The organism is Mycobacterium kubicae (assembly GCF_015689175.1).
Lineage (GTDB): Bacteria > Actinomycetota > Actinomycetes > Mycobacteriales > Mycobacteriaceae > Mycobacterium > Mycobacterium kubicae.
Window position 1 is genome coordinate 3,052,542 of the sequence record NZ_CP065047.1, and the last position, 25,745, is coordinate 3,078,286.

The 25,745-nt window shown below is 68.1% G+C and carries 21 protein-coding genes and 1 pseudogene; 12 read left to right on the plus strand and 10 right to left on the minus strand.

The genetic code is table 11. From position 1 onward, the window contains the following. The first annotated feature begins 58 nt into the window (after positions 1 to 58). Entirely contained in the window at positions 59 to 1,879 is a 1,821-nt protein-coding gene (locus I2456_RS28905; protein ID WP_085074192.1) for a PPE family protein, read from the plus strand. 2 nt (positions 1,880 to 1,881) lie between these two features. Here I2456_RS28905 and I2456_RS14335 read toward each other — a convergent pair whose 3' ends face one another. Then, the gene (locus I2456_RS14335; protein ID WP_085074191.1) at positions 1,882 to 2,208 is read right to left on the minus strand and encodes a DUF3253 domain-containing protein; all 327 of its coding nucleotides are present in this window, start codon (positions 2,206 to 2,208) and stop codon (positions 1,882 to 1,884) included. After that, positions 2,198 to 3,079 carry an SGNH/GDSL hydrolase family protein gene (locus I2456_RS14340; RefSeq protein WP_163703841.1) on the minus strand — a complete coding sequence of 294 codons (882 nt, stop codon included), beginning with the start codon at positions 3,077 to 3,079 and terminating at the stop codon, positions 2,198 to 2,200. The genes I2456_RS14335 and I2456_RS14340 overlap by 11 nt, the downstream gene beginning before the upstream one ends. Positions 3,080 to 3,138: 59 nt before the next feature. Between I2456_RS14340 and I2456_RS14345 the strand changes: the two genes are divergently transcribed. Continuing rightward, a complete protein-coding gene (locus I2456_RS14345; RefSeq protein ID WP_085074189.1) occupies positions 3,139 to 4,251 on the plus strand; it encodes a spore photoproduct lyase family protein in 1,113 nt (370 codons plus the stop codon). Here I2456_RS14345 and I2456_RS14350 read toward each other — a convergent pair whose 3' ends face one another. Next, positions 4,252 to 5,331: a YihY/virulence factor BrkB family protein gene (locus I2456_RS14350; RefSeq protein WP_068033159.1), complete on the minus strand. Its 1,080-nt coding sequence runs from the start codon at positions 5,329 to 5,331 to the stop codon at positions 4,252 to 4,254. It lies immediately after the preceding gene. Between the two features lie 51 nt (positions 5,332 to 5,382). Further along, positions 5,383 to 6,756, minus strand: coding sequence for a PPE family protein, SVP subgroup (locus I2456_RS14355; protein ID WP_085074188.1), 1,374 nt, complete (start codon positions 6,754 to 6,756; stop codon positions 5,383 to 5,385). Positions 6,757 to 6,965: 209 nt separating this feature from the next. On the opposite strand from I2456_RS14355, the gene hrpA reads away from it, so the two are divergent. The 4 genes and pseudogenes from hrpA to I2456_RS14375 all read left to right on the plus strand — a co-directional run bounded on the left by hrpA (position 6,966) and on the right by I2456_RS14375 (position 15,004). Further along, positions 6,966 to 10,907 (plus strand): ATP-dependent RNA helicase HrpA, encoded by a 3,942-nt coding sequence (gene hrpA / locus I2456_RS14360; protein WP_085074187.1) that lies wholly within the window; start codon positions 6,966 to 6,968, stop codon positions 10,905 to 10,907. 8 nt (positions 10,908 to 10,915) lie between these two features. Beyond that, the gene (locus tag I2456_RS14365; protein WP_085074328.1) at positions 10,916 to 11,854 is read left to right on the plus strand and encodes a lytic transglycosylase domain-containing protein; all 939 of its coding nucleotides are present in this window, start codon (positions 10,916 to 10,918) and stop codon (positions 11,852 to 11,854) included. Positions 11,855 to 11,910: 56 nt separating this feature from the next. Next, a complete protein-coding gene (gene zwf / locus I2456_RS14370; RefSeq protein WP_068033267.1) occupies positions 11,911 to 13,410 on the plus strand; it encodes a glucose-6-phosphate dehydrogenase in 1,500 nt (499 codons plus the stop codon). 119 nt (positions 13,411 to 13,529) lie between these two features. Continuing rightward, positions 13,530 to 15,004, plus strand: a pseudogene (locus tag I2456_RS14375) (FAD-dependent monooxygenase). On the opposite strand, the gene I2456_RS14380 reads toward I2456_RS14375, so the two are convergent. From I2456_RS14380 to I2456_RS14390, 3 genes are read right to left on the minus strand one after another with little or no spacing between them, the layout of a single operon-like run. Beyond that, on the minus strand, positions 15,001 to 15,210 hold the full coding sequence (locus I2456_RS14380) for a hypothetical protein (protein ID WP_241007713.1): 210 nt from the start codon (positions 15,208 to 15,210) through the stop codon (positions 15,001 to 15,003). The pseudogene I2456_RS14375 and the gene I2456_RS14380 overlap by 4 nt on opposite strands. A gap of 32 nt (positions 15,211 to 15,242) precedes the next feature. Then, positions 15,243 to 15,584, minus strand: a complete 342-nt coding sequence (locus I2456_RS14385; protein WP_163703842.1) for a DUF732 domain-containing protein — start codon at positions 15,582 to 15,584, stop codon at positions 15,243 to 15,245. A gap of 10 nt (positions 15,585 to 15,594) precedes the next feature. Further along, positions 15,595 to 15,939 (minus strand): hypothetical protein, encoded by a 345-nt coding sequence (locus tag I2456_RS14390; protein WP_139823158.1) that lies wholly within the window; start codon positions 15,937 to 15,939, stop codon positions 15,595 to 15,597. 116 nt (positions 15,940 to 16,055) lie between these two features. On the opposite strand from I2456_RS14390, the gene I2456_RS14395 reads away from it, so the two are divergent. After that, entirely contained in the window at positions 16,056 to 16,313 is a 258-nt protein-coding gene (locus tag I2456_RS14395) for a three-helix bundle dimerization domain-containing protein (RefSeq protein ID WP_085074184.1), read from the plus strand. A 69-nt stretch (positions 16,314 to 16,382) separates the two neighbouring features. Next, entirely contained in the window at positions 16,383 to 16,718 is a 336-nt protein-coding gene (locus tag I2456_RS14400; RefSeq protein ID WP_085074183.1) for a DUF732 domain-containing protein, read from the plus strand. 60 nt (positions 16,719 to 16,778) lie between these two features. Here the strand turns inward: I2456_RS14400 and ngg are convergent, their stop codons facing one another. Further along, positions 16,779 to 18,575: an N-acetylglutaminylglutamine synthetase gene (gene ngg / locus I2456_RS14405; RefSeq protein WP_085074327.1), complete on the minus strand. Its 1,797-nt coding sequence runs from the start codon at positions 18,573 to 18,575 to the stop codon at positions 16,779 to 16,781. A gap of 331 nt (positions 18,576 to 18,906) precedes the next feature. Here ngg and I2456_RS14410 point away from each other — a divergent pair, with 331 nt between their 5' ends. The 4 genes from I2456_RS14410 (at position 18,907) to I2456_RS14425 (ending at position 23,960) form a co-directional block, all read left to right on the plus strand. Then, a complete protein-coding gene (locus tag I2456_RS14410) occupies positions 18,907 to 21,531 on the plus strand; it encodes an ATP-binding protein (RefSeq protein ID WP_085074182.1) in 2,625 nt (874 codons plus the stop codon). An 86-nt stretch (positions 21,532 to 21,617) separates the two neighbouring features. Then, entirely contained in the window at positions 21,618 to 23,009 is a 1,392-nt protein-coding gene (locus tag I2456_RS14415; protein ID WP_068033144.1) for a PE family protein, read from the plus strand. Positions 23,010 to 23,135: 126 nt separating this feature from the next. Next, positions 23,136 to 23,492: an STAS domain-containing protein gene (locus I2456_RS14420; RefSeq protein ID WP_068033264.1), complete on the plus strand. Its 357-nt coding sequence runs from the start codon at positions 23,136 to 23,138 to the stop codon at positions 23,490 to 23,492. A 30-nt stretch (positions 23,493 to 23,522) separates the two neighbouring features. Further along, entirely contained in the window at positions 23,523 to 23,960 is a 438-nt protein-coding gene (locus I2456_RS14425; RefSeq protein ID WP_085074326.1) for an ATP-binding protein, read from the plus strand. Position 23,961: 1 nt separating this feature from the next. Here the strand turns inward: I2456_RS14425 and I2456_RS14430 are convergent, their stop codons facing one another. Together I2456_RS14430 and I2456_RS14435 are read right to left on the minus strand one after the other, a co-directional pair. Next, positions 23,962 to 25,041: a M42 family metallopeptidase gene (locus tag I2456_RS14430; RefSeq protein WP_085074181.1), complete on the minus strand. Its 1,080-nt coding sequence runs from the start codon at positions 25,039 to 25,041 to the stop codon at positions 23,962 to 23,964. A gap of 7 nt (positions 25,042 to 25,048) precedes the next feature. Then, positions 25,049 to 25,720 carry a VC0807 family protein gene (locus I2456_RS14435; protein WP_085074325.1) on the minus strand — a complete coding sequence of 224 codons (672 nt, stop codon included), beginning with the start codon at positions 25,718 to 25,720 and terminating at the stop codon, positions 25,049 to 25,051. Positions 25,721 to 25,745 lie beyond the last annotated feature (25 nt).

The window sequence follows — 25,745 nt, forward strand, 5'->3', positions numbered from 1 at the left end:
TGATCCCCACGGATAAGCCTCCCGGCGTCTTGTCGCCGCAGACGGGGAGGGTCCTGGGATGAGTTTTCTGCTGCTGCCGCCGGAAGTTAACTCGGCGCTGATGTTTTCCGGTGCCGGTGCGATGCCCATGCTGGCCGCGGCGACGTCCTGGCAGGGCCTGGCCGCCGAGCTCAACGCCTCCGCCGCGTCCTTCTCTGCGGTGATTTCCGACATGGCTGGACAGGCGTGGCAGAGCAGCGCCTCGACGGCGATGGCGGCGACGGCCGCACGCTATGCCAGTTTCCTCAGTACCGCGGCAGCCCAGGCCGAATCGGCCGCTCAATCAGCCGCCGCGATGGTCGACGCGTTCGAGGCCGCGCAGGCCGCCACGGTGCGTCCGCTGGCCGTCGCCGCCAACCGCACCAATCTGGTCGGGTTGGTGGTCAGCAATCTGTTCGGCCAGAACGCGCCGGCGATCGCGGCGACGGAGTCCGCATACGAAGAGATGTGGGCCCGAGACGTCAGCGCCATGGTCGGCTATCACGGCGGGGCCTCGGCCGCGGCGGCCCAACTCACCTCCTGGCAGACCGCGTTGCAGACGCTGCCCGCCCAACTGTCCACCTCGAACATCCTCAACGTCGTCAACGCGCCCGCCCAAGCCGTGCTCGGGCGCCCCGTCATCGGCAACGGCGCCAACGGCACCGCGGCCAACCCGACCGGCGGGCCCGGCGGGCTGCTGATCGGCAACGGCGGCAATGGTTTTTCCAACACGGCGGCCGCCGGGAGCGGCGGTGCCGGAGGCGCGGCCGGCCTGATCGGCAACGGCGGCAGTGGAGGTAGCGGCGGCATCAGCGGCTTCGGCGGCGCGGGCGGCACCGGCGGCCTGCTGTTCGGCAGCGGCGGCGTGGGTGGCGACGGCGGGGCCGGCGGCTCTGGCGGCAACGCCGGCCTGTTCGGCTTCGGCGGAGCCGGCGGCACCGCGCTCGGGCTGGGACAACCCGGCGGCAACGGCGGCAACGGTGGCGCCATCGCCGGCAACGGAGGCAGCGGCGGCTTCAGCCAATCGGGTAACGGCGGTGCCGGGGGCAGCGGCGGCGCCATCGCGGGTAGCGGGGGCGACGGGGGCTCCAGCGTCTCGGGCAACGGCGGCGACGGCGGCCAGGCCGCGGTCATGTTCGGCAACGGCGGCACCGGCGGCAGCTCGTTGTTCGGCGGCGACGGCGGTGACGGCGGAGCAGGTGCGTCCCTGGCCGGCAGCGGCGGCAGCGGCGGCAACGGCGGGCAGGCGACCCCAACACTGCACGCCGGTCACGGCGGTAACGGTGGCGACGCCGGTGATTTCGGTAGCGGCGGCGCCGGCGGGGCGGGCGGCAACGACCTGACCGGCGGCCCCGACGGCGCGACCGGTGGCAACGGTGGCCACGGGGGAGCGTCGGTCATCGGCAATGCGGGGCCGGGCGGCAGTGGTGGCAACGCCGTCGCCACCGGCGGCACCGCGAACGGCGGCAACGGCGGCCACGGCGGCAGTTCCGCCGGGTCGGGCACCGGCGGTTTCGGCGGCCGCGGCGGTGACGCCACGTCAGATGTGGGCAGCGCCAACGGCGGCCAGGGCGGTGACGGCGGCAGCGGCGGGTTGACCGGCAACGGCGGCATGGGCGGAAACGGGGGAGACGCCGACGCCGGTGCGGTCGCGCGCGGCGGCAACGGCGGAAACGGCAACAACGGCGGCCTGGTCGCACCCGGCGGCAACGGCGGCAACGGCGGCAACGCCTTCGGCGGCGTCGACGGGTTCGGCGGCAACGGCGGCAATGGCGGCAACGGCTTTGGCGACGCCGATGGAATCGGCGGATTCGGCGGGTTCGGCAGCACCACCAACGGCAGCCGCGGCCTGCCCGGCTGACCTCAGCGCTTCGTTCGGATCCGGATCGGGCCACGCCAGGTGCCGTCCGGATCCAGCACGGTGCCGCGCTGCGTGATCTCCACGTCCCCGGAGCGCGCGAGCTGGCGAGCCAGTAGCCGAGCGTCTTCCATCAATTCGCGCCAATTGTCACCGCCGACCGCCCGGGCCGCATCGGACGGGCAGGTGCTGCTGTTCGGGCCGCGGTGCCGAGCCAACGCCAGGATCGCCGACCTCAGTCGAGGCACGATCGGCCCGTCGGTCAGCGCAACTTCGGCGTCGTCGGCGCCCGGCCCGCCGTGGTCGACGATGCGGCTCAGTTCAGCGCGCATGGATGATCCAGTCGGCGAGGGCGTTGCCCACCGCCCCGGCTCCCATCGCGTTGGGGTGCAGCGGCGCAGCGCTATGGGTCACCACGAAACCTTCGAAGTACCGGTCATCCGGCGCGGCGCACATATCGTGGCCGAGCGACACCGGCCGCGTGTCGAAGAAGTCGACCTGCTTCTTGGCGGCCAGGGCGCGCTGCTGATCGTTCAACTCGCCGACCTTGGCCTGAAAGTAGTCGGCATCGTTGGGATTGATCGGCTGCTCACCGAAGCAGCCACCGGCCCGGATATAGGTTCCGTAACCGACCAGCACGATGCGGGCATGCGGAGCTCTGTCCCGCACCGCGTCGACCATGGCCTCCCACGCCGAGACCTGCTTGCGGATGGCCGCGCTGAACCGGTCGGCCCCGTCGGCGGCCAGGTCGGCGAAACAGGGCGGCTCGGCAAGGGAGGCCCGCCGGCACTTCGACGCGCTGCTGGCCAGCCCCACGTCGTTTCCGCCGATGGTGATGGTGACCAATTCCGTATCGGCGGTGAGCGCGTCGATCTGCGGGGGAACGACCCCACCCCGGGTCTGCTGGGCGTGGTGAGTGATGTCGGCGGTGGTGGCGCCGCTGCAGCTGACGTCGGTGAAGCCGGTGGCGGCGATCCGCCGCGCCAGCACCGACGGGTAGTCGTTGGTCGACTTCAGACACCACGGCGGGTCGGCCAGGTCGGGCACCAGCGGCGCCGCGGCCGCCGAGTCGCCCAGCGCGACGTACTTCACCGCTTTGGCGGGCTCGAAACCGCGCGACACCGGCGACGCGCATATCGCGGTCGCGGCAACGAGCAGCGCGACCACAGAGCCGCACACCCCCCGCGCCCAACGGTCAATCACACCCAACTCCCCAGCCCGATCCGGAACCGCCGCCGCCGCCCAGCCGTTGAAAATCTACGATGACATCCACGCTAGAGAACGACGCTGTTCCCCGCCGCAAGCCCGTCGACCTCGCCGACCGGCTCCTCGACATCAAACGCATCTACCACGAACCCGACATCGACCGATTTCCACGCGCCCGTCAGGTGCTGGACCGGTTTCCGGACGCCCAGCGCATCCAGGTTCTTTCCCACCAAGCCATACCTGGCCTTTACGGCAATGAAGGCAACGTCGAGGACTGGGTCCGCATCAAGCAGGAAGTACTCGTCCTAGGCGAGAAGAAAAGCCTGTCGGCGCGCCGCAACGAACGATCCAGCGACTGGATCGCCCCGTCGACCGCCAACGGCTGCGCCATGGCCTGCTCGTACTGCTACGTTCCGCGCCGCAAGGGCTACGCCAACCCGATCACCGTGTTCACCAACATCGAGAAGATTACCGGCTACCTCGAGCGACACGCCGCCCGTCAAGGCATCAAGCCCGAACCCAACCAGTGCGACCCGGTCGACTGGGTCTACGACCTCGGCGAGAACAGCGACTGCTCGGTCGACGCCCTGGTCTCGGACAACGTCCGCGACCTCGTCGAGCTGTTCGCCCGCATCCCCAACGCCAAAGCCAGCTTCGCGACCAAGTTCGTCAACCGCGACCTGCTCGACTACGACCCCCAGGGCGGCACTCGCGTGCGGTTCAGTCTGATGCCGAAGGACACCTCTCGTGTCGTCGACATCCGGACGTCCAAGATCGCCGACCGGATCGCCGCGCTCGACGATTTCGTGGCGGCAGGCTTCGAGGTGCACCTCAACTTCAGCCCGGTCATCGTCTACGAGGGCTGGCTAAACGACTGGGCCGAGCTACTCGATCAGGTCGCCGACGGCACCAACGAACGCACCAAGCAACAGCTCGCCGCCGAGATCATCTTCTTGACGCACAACGAGGGTCTGCACGACGTCAACCTCGGCTGGCACCCCAAAGGCGAAGAGCTGCTGTGGCGACCCGACCTGCAGCAACTCAAGCGCAGCCAGAGCGGACAGTGGAACGTCCGTTACAAGAGTCCCTGGAAGGGCCGCTGGGTGCAGGAGCTCACCGATCTGCTCGCGGTCGAGCTGCCGACCTGCCGGGTCCGTTACGCGTTCTGATCACTCGCGTCGGCCGCGGGTGCGCCGTAACCAGCGCCCGTGTTTGATGTCCCGTTCCTCGGTGGCCTCGGTCTTCTTGACGACGCGGATGTCTTTGGGCGGCAGCTGCAACTCTCGCTCGGCGACAATGCCGGCCTGCAGCTGCCGACCGCGTTCGAGTTCGGCGTCGAGTTCGGCGCCGAACAGCAACGCCAGGTTGGTGATCCACAGCCACAGCAGGAACACGATGACGCCACCGAGCGCGCCGTAGGTCTTGTTGTAGCTGCTGAAGTTGCTGACGTAGAAGCCGAACCCCACCGAGGCCACCGCCCACACCAGGATGGCGATGCCCGCCCCGATGCTCAGCCACCGGAACCTCGGCTGCCGCACGTTCGGGGTGGCGTAGTAGAGGATGGCGACCGCCAGCGTGACGCAGATGAGGATCACCGGCCACTTGGCGATGGCCCACACCAGCTGAGCGGCGTCGCCCAGTCCGACCGCGTTACCGACGGCCTCGGTCACCGGGCCGCTGACCACCAACATCAGCCCCACGGCGGCGGCCAGCACCAGGCCCGCCAGCGTGAGCAGCAGTTGCAGCGGTCGCAGCTTCCATACCGGCCTGCCCTCGGCGATCTCGTAGATGCGGTTCATCGCCCGCCCGAAGGCGCCGACGTATCCCGAAGCCGACCACAACGCGACCGTCGCGCCGACCACCAGCGCGACTCCCGCCGACGGGTTGGCGACGACCTGCTCGATCGGCTGGCGCAACATATCGACCGCTGATGCCGGCGCGAGACCGGCGACCACATCCAGCAGGGCCTTCGTGGTGCGCTGCCCCTGCCCGAAGACGCCGAGCAGCGACACCATCACCAGCAGCGCCGGGAACAAGGACAGCACCGCGTAGTAGGTCAGCGCCGCGGCCAGGTCCGTGCATTGATCGTTGCTGAACTCGTGGGCGGTTTTACGCAGCACGAAAAACCACGACGCCTTCGTCAGCTCATGCGGCGAATCCGGCTTGCTCGGGTCGTCGGGATCGGGCGCGCGTTCCCGGTCCTCGGTTTCGGCTCCGGTGTCCGGGGAGTCGGTTTCGGCGGGGGCCATACTCATCGATTCCCGCCGGCCGACAAATCCACACGTCGGGCTCCGGTCACATCAGTGCGCGAGGAGCCGCTGCTTCTGCTCGGTGAACTCCGCCTCGGTGAGAATGCCGGCGTCGCGCAACGAGGCAAGCTCGCGGAGCTCCGCGGCGATGCTGGTGATCGGCCCCCCGACCGGCGGGCTTGGTGGCGGTTCCGGCGTATCGACCTGTGCGCCCTCCGCGGGTTTGCGGGTCACCGCACCGACGCGTTCGGCAAGTCGCTCGCGCCGCCCACCGCCGCCCCCACCGCCGGTGCCGGCAGCGGCACGCCCCGCCAGACCCGCCAACGCCATCTGGCTGAAGAGGCTGCCCGCACCACTCGCTTCGGCCGCGGCCGCGGCCGCGGTTGCCGGCAGCGCCGTTGCCGCCAGGCGAATTTCGGGCGCGGCTGCGACCCAGCCCTGCGGTACCGACAACGCCCCGACGGTCGAGGCCTCGCCCAGCCCGGCCGCAGCTGTCGAACCAAGGTCGGTGATCACCGGGAACGGCGTCGGCGGCACCGGCGCCGATCCCGGCCACGTTTCGATTCCCGCCCAGCCGCTGACGATGTCGTCGGTGTGCAGACCGACGAAGTAGCCGTTGATTCCGTAGGGAAGCGCGGTCCCCGCAAGGATTCCGTCGACGGTCAGTCCGGCGGTGCCAATTCCCGGGTCGAGAAAAATGCCACTGAGGTCACCCAAAATGTCCAGCGTGTCGAGCGGTGAGAGCGCGTCGGTGGCCGCGGCCGGCGCCGCCAGCCCGGTCAACGTGTTCGGTACCGCCGAGAAGGCCTGGGCGGCGTTGGACACCGTGCTCTGGGCACTGCCCGCCGTGGTACTGGCGGCTTGGGACACCGCCGCGGCTTGGCTTACCGGCGCGGCGGCGTCGGTGGTCGACGACGGGGGAGTGAACGGGGTCAGTGCGGTCGCCGACGCCGACGCGGCGGCATAGCCGAGCATGGCGCCCGCGTCCTGGGCCCACATCTCGGCGTACTGCATTTCGGTGGCCATGATCGCCGGCAGATTCTGGCCGAAAAAGTTTGTTGCTATCAATGCCATCAACAGTGCGCGGTTGGCCGCGACCACCGGCGGGGGCACCGTGGCCGCAAACGCGGAGTCATACGCAGCCGCGGCGGCGGCGGCCTGAGTGGCGGTCTGCTCGGCCTGCGTCGCGGTCAGCCGCATCCAGCCCACGTAGGGAGCGGTCGCCGCGGCCATCTGCGCGGCGGACGGACCCAGCCATGGTCCGGCGGTCAATGCGGTGATGGCCGTCTCGTAGAGGCCGGCCGCGGTCTGCAGTTCCGCGGCCACCGTTTCCCAGGCGGCCGCTGCGGCCAGGAGCGGTCCAGAACCGGGGCCGGTATAGATGCGGACCGAGTTGACCTCCGGCGGGAGCGCGGTGAAGTCCATGGTTCCTCCGATCGGTCGGCCAGTTGCCCAGACCGTTTGCGCCTGCGCTACAGCGTCTGTTGCTGTGTGCAGTTGTTGCCTTGGTCATCATCTTCATATCCGTTTCCTGCATATTCCAAATACGTTCACGCGCATAATCGGTGGCGTTAACTGAGCTGCTTGTCGCGGGTGAGATCTGTCACAGCCGCCGGACGCCTACCCTGGCCAAAGTGGCCGAACTGTCCGTCTCCGGACTGCGCAAGCAGCTAGACGGGCTGACCAGTGCGGACGCGGCGCGCCTGGGCCGGCGCCTGAAAAACCTGCGCGGTGCCAACCCGGCAAAGCTGCAGCAGCTCGCCGACCAGATCTCCCGAGCGCAGGCGCTCGTCGCCACTCGGCAAGCCGCCGTCCCGTCGGTCACCTATCCTGACCTGCCGGTCAGTGAACGCCGGCACGAGATCGCCGAAGCGCTGCGGGCACATCAAGTGGTGGTCGTCGCCGGCGAGACCGGGTCGGGCAAGACCACCCAGCTGCCCAAGATCTGCCTGGACATCGGCCGGGGAATCCGCGGCACCATCGGGCACACCCAGCCGCGGCGGCTGGCCGCCCGCACGGTCGCGCAACGCATCGCCGACGAACTGGCGACCCCGTTGGGCGAGGCGGTGGGCTACAGCGTCCGTTTCACCGACCAGGTCAGTGAGCGCACCCTGATCAAGCTGATGACCGACGGGATCCTGCTCGCCGAGATCCAGCGCGACCGGCGGCTGCTGCGCTACGACACATTGATCCTGGACGAGGCCCACGAGCGCAGCCTCAACATCGACTTCCTGCTGGGCTACCTGCGCGAGCTGTTGCCGCGCCGCCCGGACCTGAAAGTGATCGTCACTTCGGCGACCATCGAACCGCAACGATTCGCCGCTCACTTCGGCGGAGCACCGATCGTCGAGGTCTCCGGCCGGACGTACCCGGTCGAGATCCGCTACCGACCCCTGGAAGTGCCGGTGCTGTCCGACACCCGGGAAGACTCCCGCGACCCCGACGATCCCGATCGCGAGATCGTGCGCACCGAGACCCGGGACGAGATCGAGGCGATCGTCGACGCCATCGGTGAACTCGAGGCCGAACCGCCCGGCGATGTGCTGGTGTTCCTGTCCGGGGAGCGCGAGATCCGCGACACCGCCGAGGCGCTGACCGGCCTCAGGCACACCGAGGTACTCCCGCTGTACGCCCGGCTGCCGACCGCCGAGCAACAAAAAGTGTTCGCGCCACACACCGGCCGCCGCGTGGTGCTGGCCACCAACGTCGCCGAGACCTCACTGACCGTGCCCGGGATCCGCTACGTCGTCGACCCGGGCAACGCCCGCATTTCGCGCTACAGCCGCCGGCTCAAAGTGCAGCGGTTACCCATCGAGCCGATCTCTCAGGCGTCGGCCGCCCAGCGGGCCGGGAGATCGGGCCGCGTCGCACCCGGCGTGTGCATCCGGCTGTACTCCGAGGAGGACTTCGCGGCCCGCCCGCGCTACACCGAACCCGAGATTCTGCGCACCAACCTCGCCGCGGTGATCCTGCAGATGGCGGCCCTGCAGCTCGGCGAGGTAGAGAACTTCCCCTTCCTCGATCCGCCGGACCGGCGCAGCATCCGCGACGGCGTGCAGCTGCTGCAGGAATTGGGTGCCTTCGATCAGCAGGGCACCATCACCGACCTCGGGCGTCGCCTGGCCCGGCTGCCCGTCGACCCGAGGCTGGGGCGGATGATCCTGCAGGCCGACGTAGAGGGATGTGTGCGCGAAGTGCTGGTGTTGGCCGCGGCGCTGACCATCCCCGACCCGCGCGAGCGCCCAGCCGATCGGGAAGAAGCCGCCCGCGCGCAGCACGCCCGCTTCGCCGACGAGACCTCGGACTTCCTGTCCTACCTCAACCTCTGGCGCTACCTGCGCGAGCAGCGACAGACGCTGTCGCGCAGCGCGTTTCGGCGCATGTGCCGCAACGAGTACCTGCACTTCCTGCGGATCCGGGAGTGGCAGGACCTGGTCGGGCAGCTGCGCAGCATCGCCCGCGACCTGGGCATCAACGAATCCGACGAACCGGCGGACGCGGCTGTGGTCCACGCGGCGCTGCTGGCCGGACTGCTCTCGCACGTGGGTATGCGCCGCGAGGACGGCCGGGAGTACCTCGGCGCGCGCAATTCGCGGTTCGTCCTGGCGCCCGGCTCGGTGCTCACCAAGCGCCCGCCCCGCTGGGTAGTGGTGGCCGAATTGGTCGAGACGAGCCGCCTGTACGGCCGGACCGCCGCCCGCATCCAACCCGAGGTCGTCGAACGGGTCGCGGGTGATCGCGTGCAGCGCACCTACAGCGAGCCACATTGGGACGCCCAGCGCGGCGAAGTGCTCGCCTACGAACGGGTCACGCTGTACGGCCTGCCGCTGGTCGCGCGCCGCCGCGTCGGCTACGGCCGTATCGAGCCGGCGGTGGCGCGGGAACTGTTCATCCGCCACGCCCTGGTCGAAGGCGATTGGCAGACCCGCCACCACTTCTTCCGCGACAACGCCCGGCTGCGCGCGGAACTCGAAGAACTCGAGGAGCGGGCCCGCCGTCGCGACCTGCTGATCGGTGACGACGAGGTCTACGGGCTGTACGACGCCCGCATCCCCGCCGAGGTGGTCTCCGCGCGCCACTTCGACGCCTGGTGGAAAAAGCAGCGGCACCGCACCCCCGACCTGCTGACCTTCACCCGCGAGGACTTGCTGCGTGCCGACGACAGCGCAGGCGACGACCGCCCGGACACCTGGCAGGCGGGTGACATCACCCTGCCGCTGACCTACCGGTTCGAGCCCGGCGCCGCCGACGACGGCGTCACGGTGCATGTGCCGATCGACGTGCTTTCCCGCCTGGGTGGCGACGACTTCGCCTGGCAGGTGCCGGCGCTGCGCGAGGAACTGGTCACCGCGCTGATCCGCTCACTGCCGAAAGACTTGCGGCGCAACTTCGTTCCTGCCCCCGACACCGCCCGCGCCGTGCTCACCGGCATCGACCCCAGCAAGGAGCCGCTGCTGGAAGCCCTGCAGCGCGAATTGCGCCGCCGCACCGGCGTGTTGGTGCCCATCGATGCCTTTGATGTGGAGAAGCTGCCACCGCATCTGCGGGTGAGCTTCATCGTCGAGTCTCCTGACGGCAGTGAAGTCGCCCGCGGTAAGGACCTCACGGCGCTGCAGGAGCGGCTGGCGAAACCGGCGCGGCAGGCCGTGGCCCACGCTGTCGCCGGTGAACTGGAACGGACCGGGTTGCGCGGCTGGCCGGACGACCTCGATCAGCTGCCGCATGTCGTCGAGCGCCGGGTTGACGGACGGGTGGTGCGGGGGTTTCCTGCTTTCCTCGACGCGGGCAGCACGGTTGCCTTGCGGGTGTTCGCCACATCGGCAGAGCAGGATCACGCGATGGGTCCGGGGCTGCGCCGGCTGGTGCGGCTGAGTGTGCCGTCACCCGCGAAAGCCATTCAACGCCAACTGGATCCACGAACTCGCCTGACCTTGGGCGCCAACCCGGACGGCTCGCTGTCGGCGTTGATCGAGGACTGCGCCGACGCCGCGACCGATGCGCTGATGCCCGAGCCGGCGTGGACGCGCGACGAGTTCGCCGCGATACGTCATCGGGTCGGGCAAAATCTGGTGCCGACGACCCTGGACCTGGTGTCGCGCGTCGAGAAGGTGTTGGCCGCCGCGCATGAGGTGCGCTTGGTGCTGCCCGGGAAAGCCCCGCCCGCGCAGGCCGAGGCGATCGCTGACGTCCGAGCGCAACTGGACGCGCTTTTGGCGCCCGGTTTCGTCACCACCACCGGCCGCGCCCGCCTGACCGACCTGGCTCGCTACCTGACGGCCATGCGACGGCGTCTGGACCGGTTGCCGTTCGCGCCGGAGGCCGATCGGGAAAGGCTGCAGCGGGTGCGAGCCGTGCAGCGCGCGTATGACGAACTGCTGCGCGCGTTGTCCCCGGCGCGGCGAACCGCCACCGAGGTCCGCGACATCGGTTGGCAGATCGAGGAACTGCGGGTCAGCCTGTGGGCTCAGCAGCTCGGCACACCGCGCCCGGTCAGCGAGCAGCGGATCTACCGGGCGATCGAGGCGTCCACGACCACTTTTCTTGAGCCGACCGATGCCATAGCGTCGCCGGAGTGAGCCGTGGAATTGCCGGTCGGCGCAGTGCTTCGCTGATCGCCGTCGCACTGACGTTGGGTGGCTGCAGCCACGCTGCTGTGCCGCCAGCGACGAAGGGAGCCGCCGTTACGGCTCCCTCCGCCGCCGCCACACAGCTGGCCTCCACCGTGCCCGCCGCGCCGAACATCCCCGCGGGCGCACAGCCGCGGCTGGCCCCAGACCCGGCCCAGGTGGCCGACGACCTGGTGGCCGACGAGCAAGCGCTGCGAGACGGGTCCGCGCCGGAGTCCACCCTGGTGGCAGCGGCGCGGCGCCAGCAGGCGGCCTACCGAGCCATCGAGAAGCATCCGGACTGGGATGCCGTCGTCCGCCCCCGGATTCCCGCGTCGCTGGCAGAGGTCTACGACCGCAACGTCGACGCCCGGCGACAACTGGGCGCGATGACACAGGCCAAGAGCACCCTGCCGCCGTGGCGCATCGACCCGCCGACCCCCGCCGCGGACCTGCTCGGCTACTACCACGAAGCCGAAGCGCAATCCGGAGTCGGCTGGAACTACCTGGCCGCGATCAATCTGATCGAGACGCACTTCGGCAGCGTCGTCGGGTTGAGCAGCGCCGGCGCGCAAGGCCCGATGCAATTTCTGCCCTCGACGTTCGCCGCCTACGGCGAGGGCGGCGACATCGCCGCGCCCCGCGACAGCATCCTGGCCGCCGGCCGCTACCTGGCCGCCAACGGCTTCGCCAGCGACCACGACCACGCCATCTACCGGTACAACCACTCGAACCAGTACGTGCAGGCCGTCAACCAGTACGCAGCGCTGATCGGAGCGGACCCGGCCGCATTCACCGGCTACTACCGGTGGGACGTCTACTTCCTCACCACCGCCGGCGATGTATTGCTGCCCATCGGTTACGCCGCCAGTTCGCCTATTCCGGCCGAGGAGTATCTGGCCAGCCACCCGCAGTAACCACCGGCGCGCGGCATTTCGTGCGCATACGCCGCAGCAATGGAAGTATCGCGGGAGTGGCTAACAAGAAACCGCAGACGATCTCTTATCCAGCGGCAGACGCACGCCCGCGCCGCAACGACACCGAACCGCTCGACCCCCACGTCATTGTGCTGTTCGGCGCCACGGGGGATCTAGCCAAACGGAAGCTGCTGCCCGGCCTGGCCTACCTGGACCAGTCCGAGCTGGCGCCCAACATCGAAATCGTCGCCACATCGCTGGAAGACCTCAGCGACGACGAGTTCCGCGAACTGGCCAAGGCGGCGATCGACGAGTTCGGTACGCACGCGCTTAGCCCCGAACAGTGGGCGAACTTCGCCAAGATCCTCAAATACGTGCCGCAGGGCGCCGGACCGGAAGCGCTGGCCGCCGCGGTCGCTGATGCGGAGGCCAACCTCGGCGAGGGCGTGCGGCGGTTGCACTACCTCTCCGTCCCGCCGAAGGCGGCGCGCGCCGTCATCGACATGCTGTGCGACTCCAATCTTGTCGAACGCTCCCGGGTGGTGATGGAAAAGCCGTTCGGGACGGACCTGGCCAGCGCGGTGGCGCTCAACGACTTCGTGCACCAGACGTTCGACGAATCGGCGATTTTCCGTATCGACCACTTCCTGGGCAAGGAGGCAGCGCAGAACATCTTGGCGTTCCGTTTCGCCAACGGCTTGTTCGAGCCCATTTGGAATCGCAACTTCATCGACCACATCCAGATCGACATCCCCGAGGCGCTGGGCCTGGATCAGCGGGCAAACTTCTATGAAAGCACCGGCGCGTTCAAGGACATGGTGGTGACGCACCTGTTCCAGGTGATGGCGTTTGTGGTGATGGAGCCGCCCACGGCGCTCGAACCGTTTGCCATCAGCGAAGAGAAGAACAAGGTGTTCCGATCGATGCTGCCGATCAAGCCTTCCAATGTTGTGCGCGGCCAGTACGCCGGCTACCGCGAAGAACAGGGCGTGGCAAAGGATTCCGACACCGAGACGTTCATCGCGCTGAAGGTGGGTATCGACAACTGGCGCTGGGCCGGAGTACCGATTTATCTGCGTACCGGCAAGAAGATGGCCGAAGGCATCCGCGTCATCTCGATCGCCTTCAAAGAGGCGCCGCGCACCATGTTCCCGCCTGGGTCGGGCGTCGGAACCCAGGGTCCCGACCACCTCACGTTCGATCTGGCTGACAACTCGAAGGTGTCACTGTCGTTCTACGGCAAGCGACCCGGTCCGGGGATGAAGCTGGAGAAGTTGTCCATGCAATTCTCCACCCAGGAGATCGAAACCAATGTCGACGTGCTGGAAGCCTACGAACGGCTGATTCTGGATGCGATGCGTGGCGACCACACCTTGTTCAACACCGCCGAGGGCATCGAATCGCTGTGGGAACGGTCCGAAGACCTGCTCAATGATCCGCCGCCGGCCAAGATGTACCAGCCCGGCACTTGGGGGCCCAACGCCATCCACCAGCTGATTGCGCCCAATGCGTGGCGCTTGCCATTCGAACGGGAGTGGCGCCAAGCCAGGAACTAGCGGCTTCTTTCTTTCCTCACCTTCAACATATATGGCATTGGGGGGCTTGCGGCAAGACCCGGGTCATGCCGCAAAATCGCTGGCCGAAGCCAGAACTCGACGCATTGGGGGTGCGGCGTATGGCCGGTCATGCGGTGGTGATCGCCGGGGCAGGCCCGACCGGGCTGATGTTGGCTGGGGAATTGGCGTTGGCGGGTGTCGACGTCGCTGTGGTCGAGCGGCGCGCCAACCAGGAACTAGTCGGCACGCGCGCGGGCGGTCTGCACGCACGGACCATCGAAATCCTCGACCAACGCGGCATCGCAGATCGATTCCTGACCCAAGGAACGGTGGCGCAGGTTGCCGGTTTTGCTCAGATCCGGCTGGACATCAGCGACTTTCCGACCCGCCACCCGTACGGACTCGCGTTGTGGCAGAACGATATTGAGCGCATACTGGCCGACTGGGTGGCAGGGCTCGACGTGCGGGTGTACCGCGGAGTCGAAGTGAGCGGATTCACTCAAAGTGCGCGCGGTGTCGACGTGAACTGTCCGACGGCAGCTGCGTCGCCGCGGAATATCTCGTCGGATGCGACGGCGGACGCAGCACCGTCCGCAAGAGTGCCGGCATCGAGTTCCGCGGGTGGGAGGCGACCACCAGCTATCTGCTTGGTGAAGTTCAATTCGCCTGCGACACAGAAGAACCGCCGTGGGGCATTCGGCACGACAGCCTCGGCGTTCACGCCCTGGCAAAACCGGAGGAGGGGGGAGCGGTGCGCGTCATGGTCACCGAACGCCACCTCGGCACCAGTAGCGCACCGGCGTTGCCCGAGTTGAGCGAAGCGCTGGTCGCGGCATACGGGACGGACTACGGAATCCACCGTCCCGCATGGATTTCCAGATTCACCGATGCGGCTCGTCAGGCGGTGACCTATCGGGACGGGCGTGTCCTGCTGGCTGGTGACGCCGCACATGTCCATCACCCGGTGGGTGGTCAGGGCCTGAACACCGGAGTTCAGGATGTCGTGAACCTGGGCTGGAAGCTGGGCCAGGTGGTGAACCAAATCTCGCCGGACAGCTTGCTGGATAGTTACCACGCCGAACGCCACCCAGTCGCTGCGCGGGTGTTGCACAACGCACTGGCTCAGACAGCACTGCTCCGCAATTTCGACGATCGCACACGCGCCTTGCGCGACACCATGTCTGGGCTGCTGAGCTTGACTGAGCCGCGGAAACGATTCGGCGCGATGATGTCGGGCCTGGATATCCGATACGACCTCGGTGGCGGGCATCCACTGCTCGGCCGCCGGATGCCAGACCTTGATCTTGTCACCGCCGCGGGGCCGGTGCGCACGTCCACGCTGCTGCACGAGGCCCGGCCGGTGCTGCTCAATCTCGGCGAGGCCGCATTCGACGTCGCCTCCTGGCCGACGGTTCGCCGGGTCGACGCCAAGTATTTCGGGAAGTGGGAGCTTCCGGTGATCGGCGCGGTCGCGGCACCTGGTGCTGTGCTGATCAGGCCCGACGGATATGTGGCCTGGGCCGGCGACTTGACCGACCCCGACTTGGTTACGGCACTTGACCTCTGGTTCGGGGCGGGACCCGTAGGCCGCTAGCCGCCGACGCCTTGCAGATCGGCCAAACCGCTGCGCACGCCCTCGTCGACCTGGTCTGGCGCACCGGCGCCGCCGCCTGAGGTTGTGACGGCCTGCTGGCAGCTACAACTCAGCGTGCCGAAGGCGCTGGGGTCGGCGCTGGCGGGCGAGGCGAAGGCGACCGCAATGCCAAGGGCGGCTGCGCCGAGCTTGATCGTCTTCTTCACCAGCAGATCTCCGTAATTCGCTTGCCCGGAGTCTACCGGCTGTCGTCTCGAACGGCGCGTTGAAAACGCTCCTCAGTCGGAGGTGTGGTTCGGGCAGTACGCGCTGATGCTGACGCCCACGAATATCCGGCGTGATAACCATCGAGGTTGGTGTTCTGCATGATCGTCGACGCAATGTCGGATTTGCTTTTACCGGCGTCGAGTTCGGTGCACACCTCATGGGCGGCGATCAACGCGGTCTGCGGTGACTCGAAGTGAATGTCCTTGCGCGTCAACGCACCCAGGAACGCGTCATCGGTCGCGTTGGCACGAACCGGCGGCGCTGCGATAATCACGTAGCTCAGCAACGTCACGGCCATCGCGAGTCTGGTCACCATAGCCGCCTCAGCCTGGACCAATGCACTTGGGTGGCCTTTGCCCCGGCGAAACATGCCCCGCCCCAACCGAACCGGTGGGGCGAGCGCTCATCGGCCGCCGGCCGGTTCGCCGTGGATCCATGGTGCACAGCGCCTCGGGGAAACGGCGGTGTAGGTCGTCGAGATGGCGATGCGCCTCGGTCAACTGATCGCGCAGGGACGGGGCCCGCTTCCCCTGGTGACGCTGCCGACGGACAGGTCGTCGGCTGACATCCTCACCTTGGGTCTTGAGCTTCTCGGATAGCTCGGCAATCGTCGCGCGCAACGCCACAGCGAGCATCCGAGCCTGCTTCGCGTCGATGTCGTCGGCCATCGCGGAATCCTTCACAGCAGTGTTGATACCGCGCACGCCGAGCACCACGCGACAACTAGGGAACTCACAGGTGAACACCGGTTGACGGTTCGTTGTTGCTATCTGAAGATGACTTGGTGATCCGGATCGACGAGGAGCAGAAGATGGCCGACGTCGAGCGTCGCCTCACCAAGTCCTACGGGCATCTTTCCGCTGATCTCGTCACCGCCGCGGTTCAAGACGCGCGAATGAGATACCAGGACAGCCGAATCCGCGACTACCTCCCGCTTCTGGTCGAGCGACGCGCTCGCGCCGAACTCACCGAAACCAGCAAGCGCACAGCGCCCCGTCAGGCGCCCCGGCGCGCTCGCCAAGAATTCATGGAGAACGCGTAAAGGCTCGCTGCTGAAGCTGGTGACAACGCAACAAAGCGTCCCTCACCACTTCAGTAAAGGAGAGCCACCATGTTCACTCGCCGATTCGCCGCCTCCGTGGCCGGCACCACCGTCATCGCCGGCGCTATGGGACTGGCCGCCCTCGGCTTCGCGAGCACCGCGGGCGCAAGTTCCACCGACGACGCGTTCCTCGCTCAACTGAAGGCCGACGGCATCACCCCACCGACCTCAGCACGCGCCATCAGCGACGGGCACGCGGTGTGCACCGCTCTCAAGCAGGGACAGTCGAGCCAGCAGGTCATCAACTCGGTGGCCGAGACCACGGGTCTGAGCAGCAAGGGCGCCAAGACGTTCGCCGTTGACGCGGCTTCGGCATACTGCCCGCAGTTCGTCACCTCGGCCTGACAACCCTCCGCAATGCGGGGATCCGGACGGGTCCCCGCATTGGGCGTGAGCGGCAACCGTTCAGCTGCGGTCGGCGCGCGCCTCTTCCGGTGTCCAGGCCAGCGGCTGTCCGGGCTGGCCGGGGAACAGGAAGTCGATGAAAGCCGCGGCGGTGGGTTGTGGTTCGTGATTGGCCAGGCCGGGCCGTTCGTTGGCTTCGATGAATGCGTATTCGGTTCCGGTGACATCGGGCACGAGCAGGTCGATACCTGTCACCGGAATGCCGATCGCCTCGGCCGCTTTCACCGCAACGCGACACAGTTCGGGGTTCACCCGGCTGGTGACGTCGTGGATGGTGCCGCCTTGATGCAGATTGGCCGTCGGGCGCACCTGCAGCCGGGTTCCCTGGGGGAGTACGTCGTCCAGGGTCCACCCGGCTTTAGCCACCGCCGTCTCGGTGATGATGTCGAACGGGATCTTGGACTCGCCACCGGTGGCCGCCGAACGCCGTCGGCTTTCGGCCTCGATCAAGTCGCGCACCGTGTGCTCGCCCGTGCCGATGATCTCCGGAGGCATCCGCAGCGCGGCGGCGACCACCCGACCGTCGATCACCACCAACCGCAGGTCGTCGCCTTGGATGCGCTGCTCGATCAGGACATCTGGGTGTTGTTCTCGGGCCCGGGCCACCGCGGCGATCAGGTCGTCGGGACCGTTTTCCGCGGTCACTCCGACCGTGATGCCCTTGCCCTGCTCGCCGCGGGTCGGTTTGACCACTACCTCTTCGACGTCGGTCAAGAACGCGTAGTCCTCGTCCTCGGAGTTAGCCAGCCGCGCGCGCGGAACCTGGATCCCGGCCTGCTTGACCAGCCGCCGGGTGAGCCGCTTGTCGTCACATCGGCACATCGCGACCGCGGAGGTGTACTCCGACAGCGACTCACGCGTGATGACGCTGCGCCCGCCGTGGCTGAGTCGCATTTCACCGGTCTCGGCGTCGAGCACCTCGACCCAGATGCCGCGGCGCAGCGCCTCGTCGGCGATGATCCGCGCGTACGGGTTGAGGTCGTTGACCGTCTCCGGCGGTGTGGTGAACAGCGGTTCGTTGATGGCGTTCTTGCGCTTGATCGCAAGCACCGGGACGCGGCGGAATCCGAGCTTCTCGTACAGGCCGATCGCCGCGGCATTGTCGTGTGCTACCGAGAGGTCCAGATAGGCGCGCCCCGCCCGGCGGAAGTGGTCGGCGACCGCTCGGGTCAGCGCTTCACCGATTCCTGGCAGCCGGGCCGCTGGATCAACCGCCAGACTCCACAGGCTGGACCCGTGCTCGGGATCGGCGAACAGCACTTGGTGGTCGACGCCGGTCACGGTGCCCACGATGGCCCCGTCATCGTCGCGCACCGCGATCAGATAGGTCACCGCGTCGACGTTGAGATGGTTGTTCCAGATCGTATCGACCGGCCCGGGAACCATTCCACAGCGCACGTACACGCGATTCATCGCGTCGGCATCAACCGGGTCGTTGAGCGTTCGGACTGTCACGCCCGGCGGAGACGGGGTCGGCGCCTCGTCGTGGGAGTCATCGGCGAAGCGCAGCCGGTAGGTGTGGCTCGGGTCGATGAACAGCTCGGTCGGCGCGCCGGCGATGACCACGTGGGACTCGCGGGCGTAGATACAGATGTCGCGTCGCCCGGGCGCTTCCTTGCGCAATGCCTCGGCCAGTGTGGTGGCATCGGAGAAAGTCTGGCCGAAGATGAGCCGGCCCCACCCCAGCTCCAGCTCGACGTTCTTGACCATCGCCTCCATCAGGTGCGGAGGCGAGGCGTCGTGTAGGCCGAGGGTGATCGCTTCCGGATGGTCCGGGGAAGGGTCCAGAACGCTCATGCCGCGCACCCAGTTACCGGCCGACATTGCAACCTGCGTTCATGCTGGTGAGAATGCCCGACTTCGGTGCGGTTAACCGCGGTCGCCACCACCCGGCCTCCCAACTGACGCCTCATGATGTTTTTGTCTACCCGCCTGGGGCAGCAATCACCAACGCAAGGGCGGTATCGAGATACACCGCACAGCGCCAGCTATACGCGCCGTCGGAGATCACGTTCACCAAGTTCACACCGTACTCAAAGGCAACTCCCACCGCAGTGCATCTTTCCCGCAGTACGCCGGTCCCGTAAGGTGCCCGCTTAGCGGGGGGCAGTCGATTGGAATTCGTCTGGTGGAGCGCTTGCTGGAGCGCGAGGCCGTGCTGGCCAAGCTGGCGGCTCTCGCCCGTGCAACACAGCAAGGCGCAGGCCAGGCGGTGCTGTTGCGCGGTGAGGCCGGCGTAGGCAAGACCGCGGTAGTTGCCCGGTTCACCGCCGGCCTGTCCGGCGGCATACGCGTGTTGCGAGGCTGGTGTGACCCGCTGGCTGCGCCACGTCCGTTGGGTCCGCTGCTCGACGCACTGGCCGGCATTGGTCCCACGGCGGCCCGGGCGTTGGATGCGGCGATCGAATCCGGCGACACCGGGGCGCTTTACCGGCGGTTGCTCGCCGTGTTGCGCGACGGGCGCCACTGGGTCTGGGTCATCGAAGACGCCCACTGGGCCGACGGAGCCACCCTTGACCTGATGCGGTTCCTGGCGCGGCGCATCGACTCGCTGCCGATGCTTCTGGTGGTGACCTATCGCGACGATCAAGTTGACCGCAATCATCCACTGTCCGTGGCGCTGGGTGACATCGCGACCTGCGCGGCGGTGAGCCGCGTCCGGCTGGAGCCGCTCAGCCGCGATGCTGTGGCCGTGCTGGCGACCGGCACCGGGGTCAACGCCGACCAATTGCATCAACTCACCGGCGGCAATCCGTTCTATGCCACCGAGGTGCTGGCGGCCGGTTCTGCGGCCTTACAACGAAACGCATTGCCACGCAACGTCGCTGAGGCGGTGTGGGGCCGCCTAGGCCGGTTGTCGACGGCCGCGCGGGAAACCGCGCACGCGGTGGCGGTGTGCGGCCCACGCGTGCACCCGACGCTGCTGCACAAGGTGTGCCCCGCCGCCGACACTGGGCTGGCCGAATGCCTCGACGCCGGCGTGCTGCTCGCCGAGTGGGATGCGATCGGGTTTCGTCATGAGTTGGCCCGACGTGCGACGCTTGATCAGATCCCCGACCATGAGTGCAAGATCCTGCATGCTCGGGCACTGGCCGCACTGGCCGAACCGCCCGTCGACCCGAACACGTTGGCCGCGTTGGCCTTTCACGCCGACCATGTCGGCGACGCCGACGCTGTCATCCGCCATGGGGTCGCCGGTGCCGAACGAGCGGCGGCGCTGGGGGCGCATCAGCAAGCCGCTGACTTGTACGCGTTGGCGCTGCGCCACGCCGACAACACTCCCGCCGAACAGACCGTGCAATGGCTGGAGCAACACGCCGTCGCCTGTTACCTCTCCGGCCGGGGCGAGGCCGCGGCGTCGTCATGGCGTGAGGCGATCACGTTGCGCCACAGGCTCGGCGACTATCTGGAGGAGGGCGACAACCTGCGCTGGCTCTCCCACGGACTGTGGGGCCTGGGCAAGGTAGAGCAATCCGCTGAGGCCGCGCGATCCTCGCTGCGGCTCCTGGAGGACGCCGGCGCCTGCCCGCAGCTCGCGTGGTCGCTGGTGAACATGGCCGAACAAGGCTTGTGGAACTTCGACCCGGACTGTGCCCACTACGCCGCCCGCGCCGTAGCCGTCGGCACTCAGCTGGGCGAGGAGGCAGTCGTCGTGCGCGCGCGTGGCTACGTCGCGCTGGCGAACGTGGTGCGCACGGACACGGGCTGGGATCAGCTGGAAGAGGTGTGGCACCAAGCGATGGTCGCCGACGCCCGCGGCGAGACCGCCGCATTCCTGGGAGCAGTGTCCGGCTACATCGCGGCGATGCACCATGACCCCGATCGCGCGGATCGTTTCACCGCCGGCACCGTCGGATACTGCCGCGACCGCGGCATCTACCTCTTCGAAGGCATCGCCGGCGGCGCCGAGGCCCTAGTTGGTCTCCACCGGGGGCACTGGGATCAAGCCACTGCCCGGTCCGAGGATCTGCTGAGCCGTCCCGGGCTGACGCTGGTGAATTGGATTGCGCCGCGCGTGAGCCTGGCCCTGATTCACGCGCGCACCGGCCGTCAACCGGTTTCCTCGCTGCTCGACGAGATCGAGGCCACCTCCGAGGTAGACCAGCAGCGGTTCTTCCCCGTCTGGGCCGCGCGGGCCGAAGCCGCCTGGCTCGCCGGGGACGACGACACAGCCTGCGCGGTAGCCCAGCGCGCGTTGGCCGCCATGGGCACCGACGGCAATCCCTGGCTGATCTGGCAGTTGCGCCGATGGGCGCACCTGCCCGGCGCGCCGGCGACGCCCATCGCTTTGCGCGAACCCATCACCCCGTTCCAGCTGGAGATCAGCGGCGATTGGCGGGCCGCTGCGCAGGCGTGGACGCGGCGCGGTTGCCCGTACGACGCGGCCATCGCGCAACTCGGCGGTGACGTCGAAGCGGTGGAAACAGCGCTGGCGACCTTTCGCCGCCTCGGCGCTCGAGCCGCCGCGCGCCGCGCCAAGCAACGCCTTGGCGAGTTGCGTGGCCCCATCCGGCGCAGCCGACGCGCAGACACCCTGGCCGATCCGGATGGGTTGACTCGCCGCGAACGCGAGGTGTTGACCCTACTTGCCGCCGGGCACAGCGACGCCGAAATCGCTACCCGACTCACTCTGAGCCCCAAAACCGTCGGCCACCACGTCGCAGCGATCCTGGCCAAGCTTGGCGTGGGCAACCGCACCCAGGCGGCCGCTCATCTCCGGCGGTCCGAGCCAGCGGATGGCCCCTCAATATAGGGAAAACTCCCGATCACCACTGTCGCCGCGGCGGCGCAGACTGCAGCAGCAAAGCAAGCACTAATCACTGCGGCTGGGGGATTGAGATGTCATTCGTGACCGCGGCACCGGAGTACCTGTCGGCGGCGGCGACAGATCTGGCAGACATCGGCTCGGTGATCAGCGGCGCCAACACAGCGGCGATCGCCACTACGTCCAACGTCCTCGCCGCAGGCGCTGACGAGGTGTCGGCGGCCATCGCGGCGCTTTTCAGCGCGCACGGGCAGGCCTATCAGGCGCTCAGCGCCGAGGTGACGTCGTTTCATCAGCAGTTCGTCCAACTGCTGCACGGCAGCGCCGGCCAGTACGCCGTCGCCGAAGCCGCCGCCGCCAACCCGCTGCAGGCCGTCGAGCAAGACATCCTCGGGGTGATCAACACCCCCAGCCAGCTGCTGACCGGGCGCCCACTCATCGGCAACGGCGCGAACGGCGCGCCTGGAACCGGGGCAAACGGCGGCAATGCCGGCTGGCTCCTCGGCAACGGCGGCAACGGCGGGTCCGGCGCCGACCTGCAGAACGGCGGAAACGGCGGAGCCGGTGGGTTGTTCGGTGGCGTTGGCGGCACCGGGGGCGTCGGTGGAGCCGGTGGTGCCGTGGGCGGCAACGGGGGAACCGGCGGGCTGTTCGGTGGCGCTGGGGGAGCAGGAGGTACCGGCGGCCTGAGCGGGATGACCGGCGGCGCTGGCGGTTCCGGTGGGGCTGGCGGACTGTTCGCTTCCGGGGGCGCCGGCGGAGCCGGTGGTCTTGGCAACCTGACCGGTGGTGTCGGCGGACACGGCGGGAATGGGGGCTTATTCGCCAATGGCGGCGCCGGCGGAGTCGGCGGCTACGGCTTCGGCGACGGGGGGAACGGCGGCACCGGCGGCGCGGGTGGATGGTTCGGCGCCGGGGGAGTCGGCGGCACCGGTGGGGCCGGCCTCTCGCCGACCGGAACGGGTGGCGCCGGAGGTAACGGCGGCGACGGCGGTGTGTTCGCGTCGGGCGGTGCCGGCGGCGTGGGTGGCGTCGGCGGCTTCGGAGCATCAGGCACCGGCGGCGCCGGAGGTAACGGCGGCAACGGCGGCATCCTCGGTGGCGACGGTGGCGTCGGCGGGGAGGGCGGAACAGGTCCCACGCAGGGCGGCGCCGGTGGCTTCGGCGGCACCGCTGGATTCCTGTCCGGAAATGGCGGCGCTGGGGGAGCCGGCGGAGGTTCACTCGACCACGGCGGCGCCGGCGGGGCCGGCGGCAAGTCCGGGGTGCTCGGCAATGGCGGCGGTGGCGGCGCCGGTGGTGTCGCCGGTTCCAGCGGGGTCTGGGGAAGCGGCGGCAACGGCGGTGACGCGGAAGTGGTCGGGTTCGGCGGCAACGGCGGCAACACCAAAGCCCCGGCAGCTCCCGGCGCCGGCGGCGCCGGTGGGTTGCTATTCGGTGAATCCGGCCTGAACGGCCTGGCATGATCGCAACACCGATGCCTGATCGAGGTAGCCAGCCCTAACAAAAGGCCAAGAAAATCCAGCCACTACGGTTCGGAATGTGGTGGATGAGGCCTGCACCAGCTACCGACTGCGCATGCGGGGTGGGTGGTGACCGAAAGCAGCGCGTTCTCGGTGACCCGCCACACGCACGGCGAGGCGGTGGTATTGGAGGTCTGCGGCGCCTTGGATCAAGTGACCGCGCCCTCGCTAGCAACGCAATTCGACATTGTGTTGATGAGCGGACCAGCGGTGCTGGTCGTGGACCTCACCGGCGTGGACTTCATGTCCTCGGCGGGCATCAGCCTGCTCGTCGAAACGCACCGTCTGACTGAACGGACCGCCACGGCGCTGCGAGTGGCAGCCGAGGGACCGGCCACCAGCCGACCGATGCGCATCGTCGGAGTCGACAAAATGATCGACCTCTATCCGACCGTCACCGAAGCGATACGCGGTCGACAGCCATAATCTGGTGGCTGCGTGGGTATTTCACTGTGCATGACCGCGGTAAGCCACAGTCATACTCCCACCACTTCGTTGCGTCGGGTCGGTCTGGCCGATCCGCTGACGGCCGCTGGGCTGCGCCACGACCTCGGCTACTGGCTTCAGCGGGTGGTTACACCGCCGATTTCGGCAACGCGATATGCCGACATCCTGTGCAGCGTCAACGAAGCCTTGGCCAACTGCGCCGAACACGCCTACGACAAGCAGCCCGTGCCGGGGGCGATCACCCTGCAAGCGACCTACGACGCCGACCGGCACACCGTGCGGGTTTGTGTTGCCGACCATGGCGCGTGGCGGCCACCGGTCTCAGACGGCGACGACCTTCGCGGACGCGGTCTGGCGCTGATGCAGGCCCTGGCCGATCGGTGCACTGTCGAGCGGCACCCCGAAGGCACCATGATCTGCCTGGACTACGACACTTCGCCGGACTGACTCATCTCGCCGGTTCCGGCCGCAGCATGAATTCGACGAGGATATCGGCCATCGCCGGGATGGCCTGACGCGTGATCACTTCATAGCCGTGCGTGCTCAACGTCGGAACGCAGAGCAGCGCCGCGCGCGGCGAGAGCCCGCTGGCTTTCGCGTGCGAGGCGTCGGACTCGAAGGCGCCCAAGACCGCCGGCTGCGGTGAAAGGTCCAGTTCGTCGGCGATGTCCATCAACCGGTCGGCGAGGTCCTTGTCGTACACGCACTCCGCATCGCCGTAGGCAACGATCGGCCCACCCGCGCACGTGGTCGCATACTCGGCTTCGGTGGGTCCCACCTCGAGCGCGAGGGTGATGTCGCCGGGAAGGGTCCGGCTGGCATACGAGCCGCCCACACCGCCGACTTCCTCGTTGGTGGTGAAAACCAGGTAGACGTCGTTGGCGGGGCGCTCCTCGCGCTCGCGCAGTAAGCGGGCCGCCTGCAGCAGGGCTGTCACCGGGGCCCGGTCATCCATGAAGTAGCACCCGATGTAGTCGCCGAACTCCACCAAGGTTCGCTTGCTGCGGTCCACGCAGACCCGGGTACCTGGCCGCACTCCCGCGGCGGCCAGCTCATCGGGGGGGCGGCCGGTGAACACGTAGACGTGCAACCAATCCAGGGCCTTGTCGCCCTGGTCAGGTTTGGTTTCCCAGATTCGCTGACTTTCCTTCGTGGTGTGCTCCGAACCCAGCGCCAACACGCCGGTCAACGTTTCCCGAGCACCGAGTATGGCCACCGGCCCGAGCCCGAAGTTCCCGGGATACATGGTGCCCAGTTGCGTGAGGTGCAGCGTGCCGTCCGGTTCCACCCGTTTGACGAGCATCGAGAGCTCGTCCATGTGCGCCATGATGCGAATCGCCGGCGCCTGGTCGTCAGCGCCACGAATGAGGCCGACGAGATTGCCGGCCTGGTCGACCCAGGAGTCGTCGACCACGGGCGCCAACTCGCGTTGGCACACGTCACGGACGGCTTGCTCCTGACCGCAGGGCCCGTAGGTCCACAGCAACTCTTGGAGCAGATCGCGGTTGAGTCCGTTCAGCTCGGCCACCGCAGCATCACTCCGCGGGCGCGTCGGCCGGCTGACTCGCGCGGGCGGCGGCCGCCTGATCGGTCTCGCGGACGAACTTGCGGAACAGCGCGGTTGCGGTGGCGATGCAGACGACCAACAGCGTCGGGCCGACCGACACGATGAGGATCTGCGAAACGTCGACCGGCAGGGTGAAGATGCAGGCGACTGCGGCGATCGGGAACATGCCGCAGACCAGCCCCAACTGAACGCAAAGCCGGCTGTGCAGACTGTGCCAGTTGCCGATGTCCTGCTGCGTCCACCCTCGTTGTGGCAACGCGGCTTCGGTCAGGCTGGGCACGATGACGCCGGCGATCAGCTTGGACGTCGGCTTGCGCACCACGCCGCTGGCGACCACGTACCACACCAGGAACGTCGCCGGGATGAGTTCGGTGACCTGGACGATGCGCGGGTTCTTGGTGGTGAAGGCCACGATCAGCGAGCAGGCCGCGCAGACCAGCACGGCGACATTGACCGGTTCGAACTTGCGCTTGCGGACCACGGTGTACAGGCCCTGCAGAGTGGCGACGACGATCGCGCCGACGAGGGCGAGGTAGGGCGTTACGTCGAACACGCGCAACCCGTAGTACGCGATGACCGGCGGGACGGTGTTGATCACCGTGGTGATCGCGTATTCACGCAAGCTCTTCGGTGCGTCGATCCCAGCGGCGTTGGGCGCGCTGGCT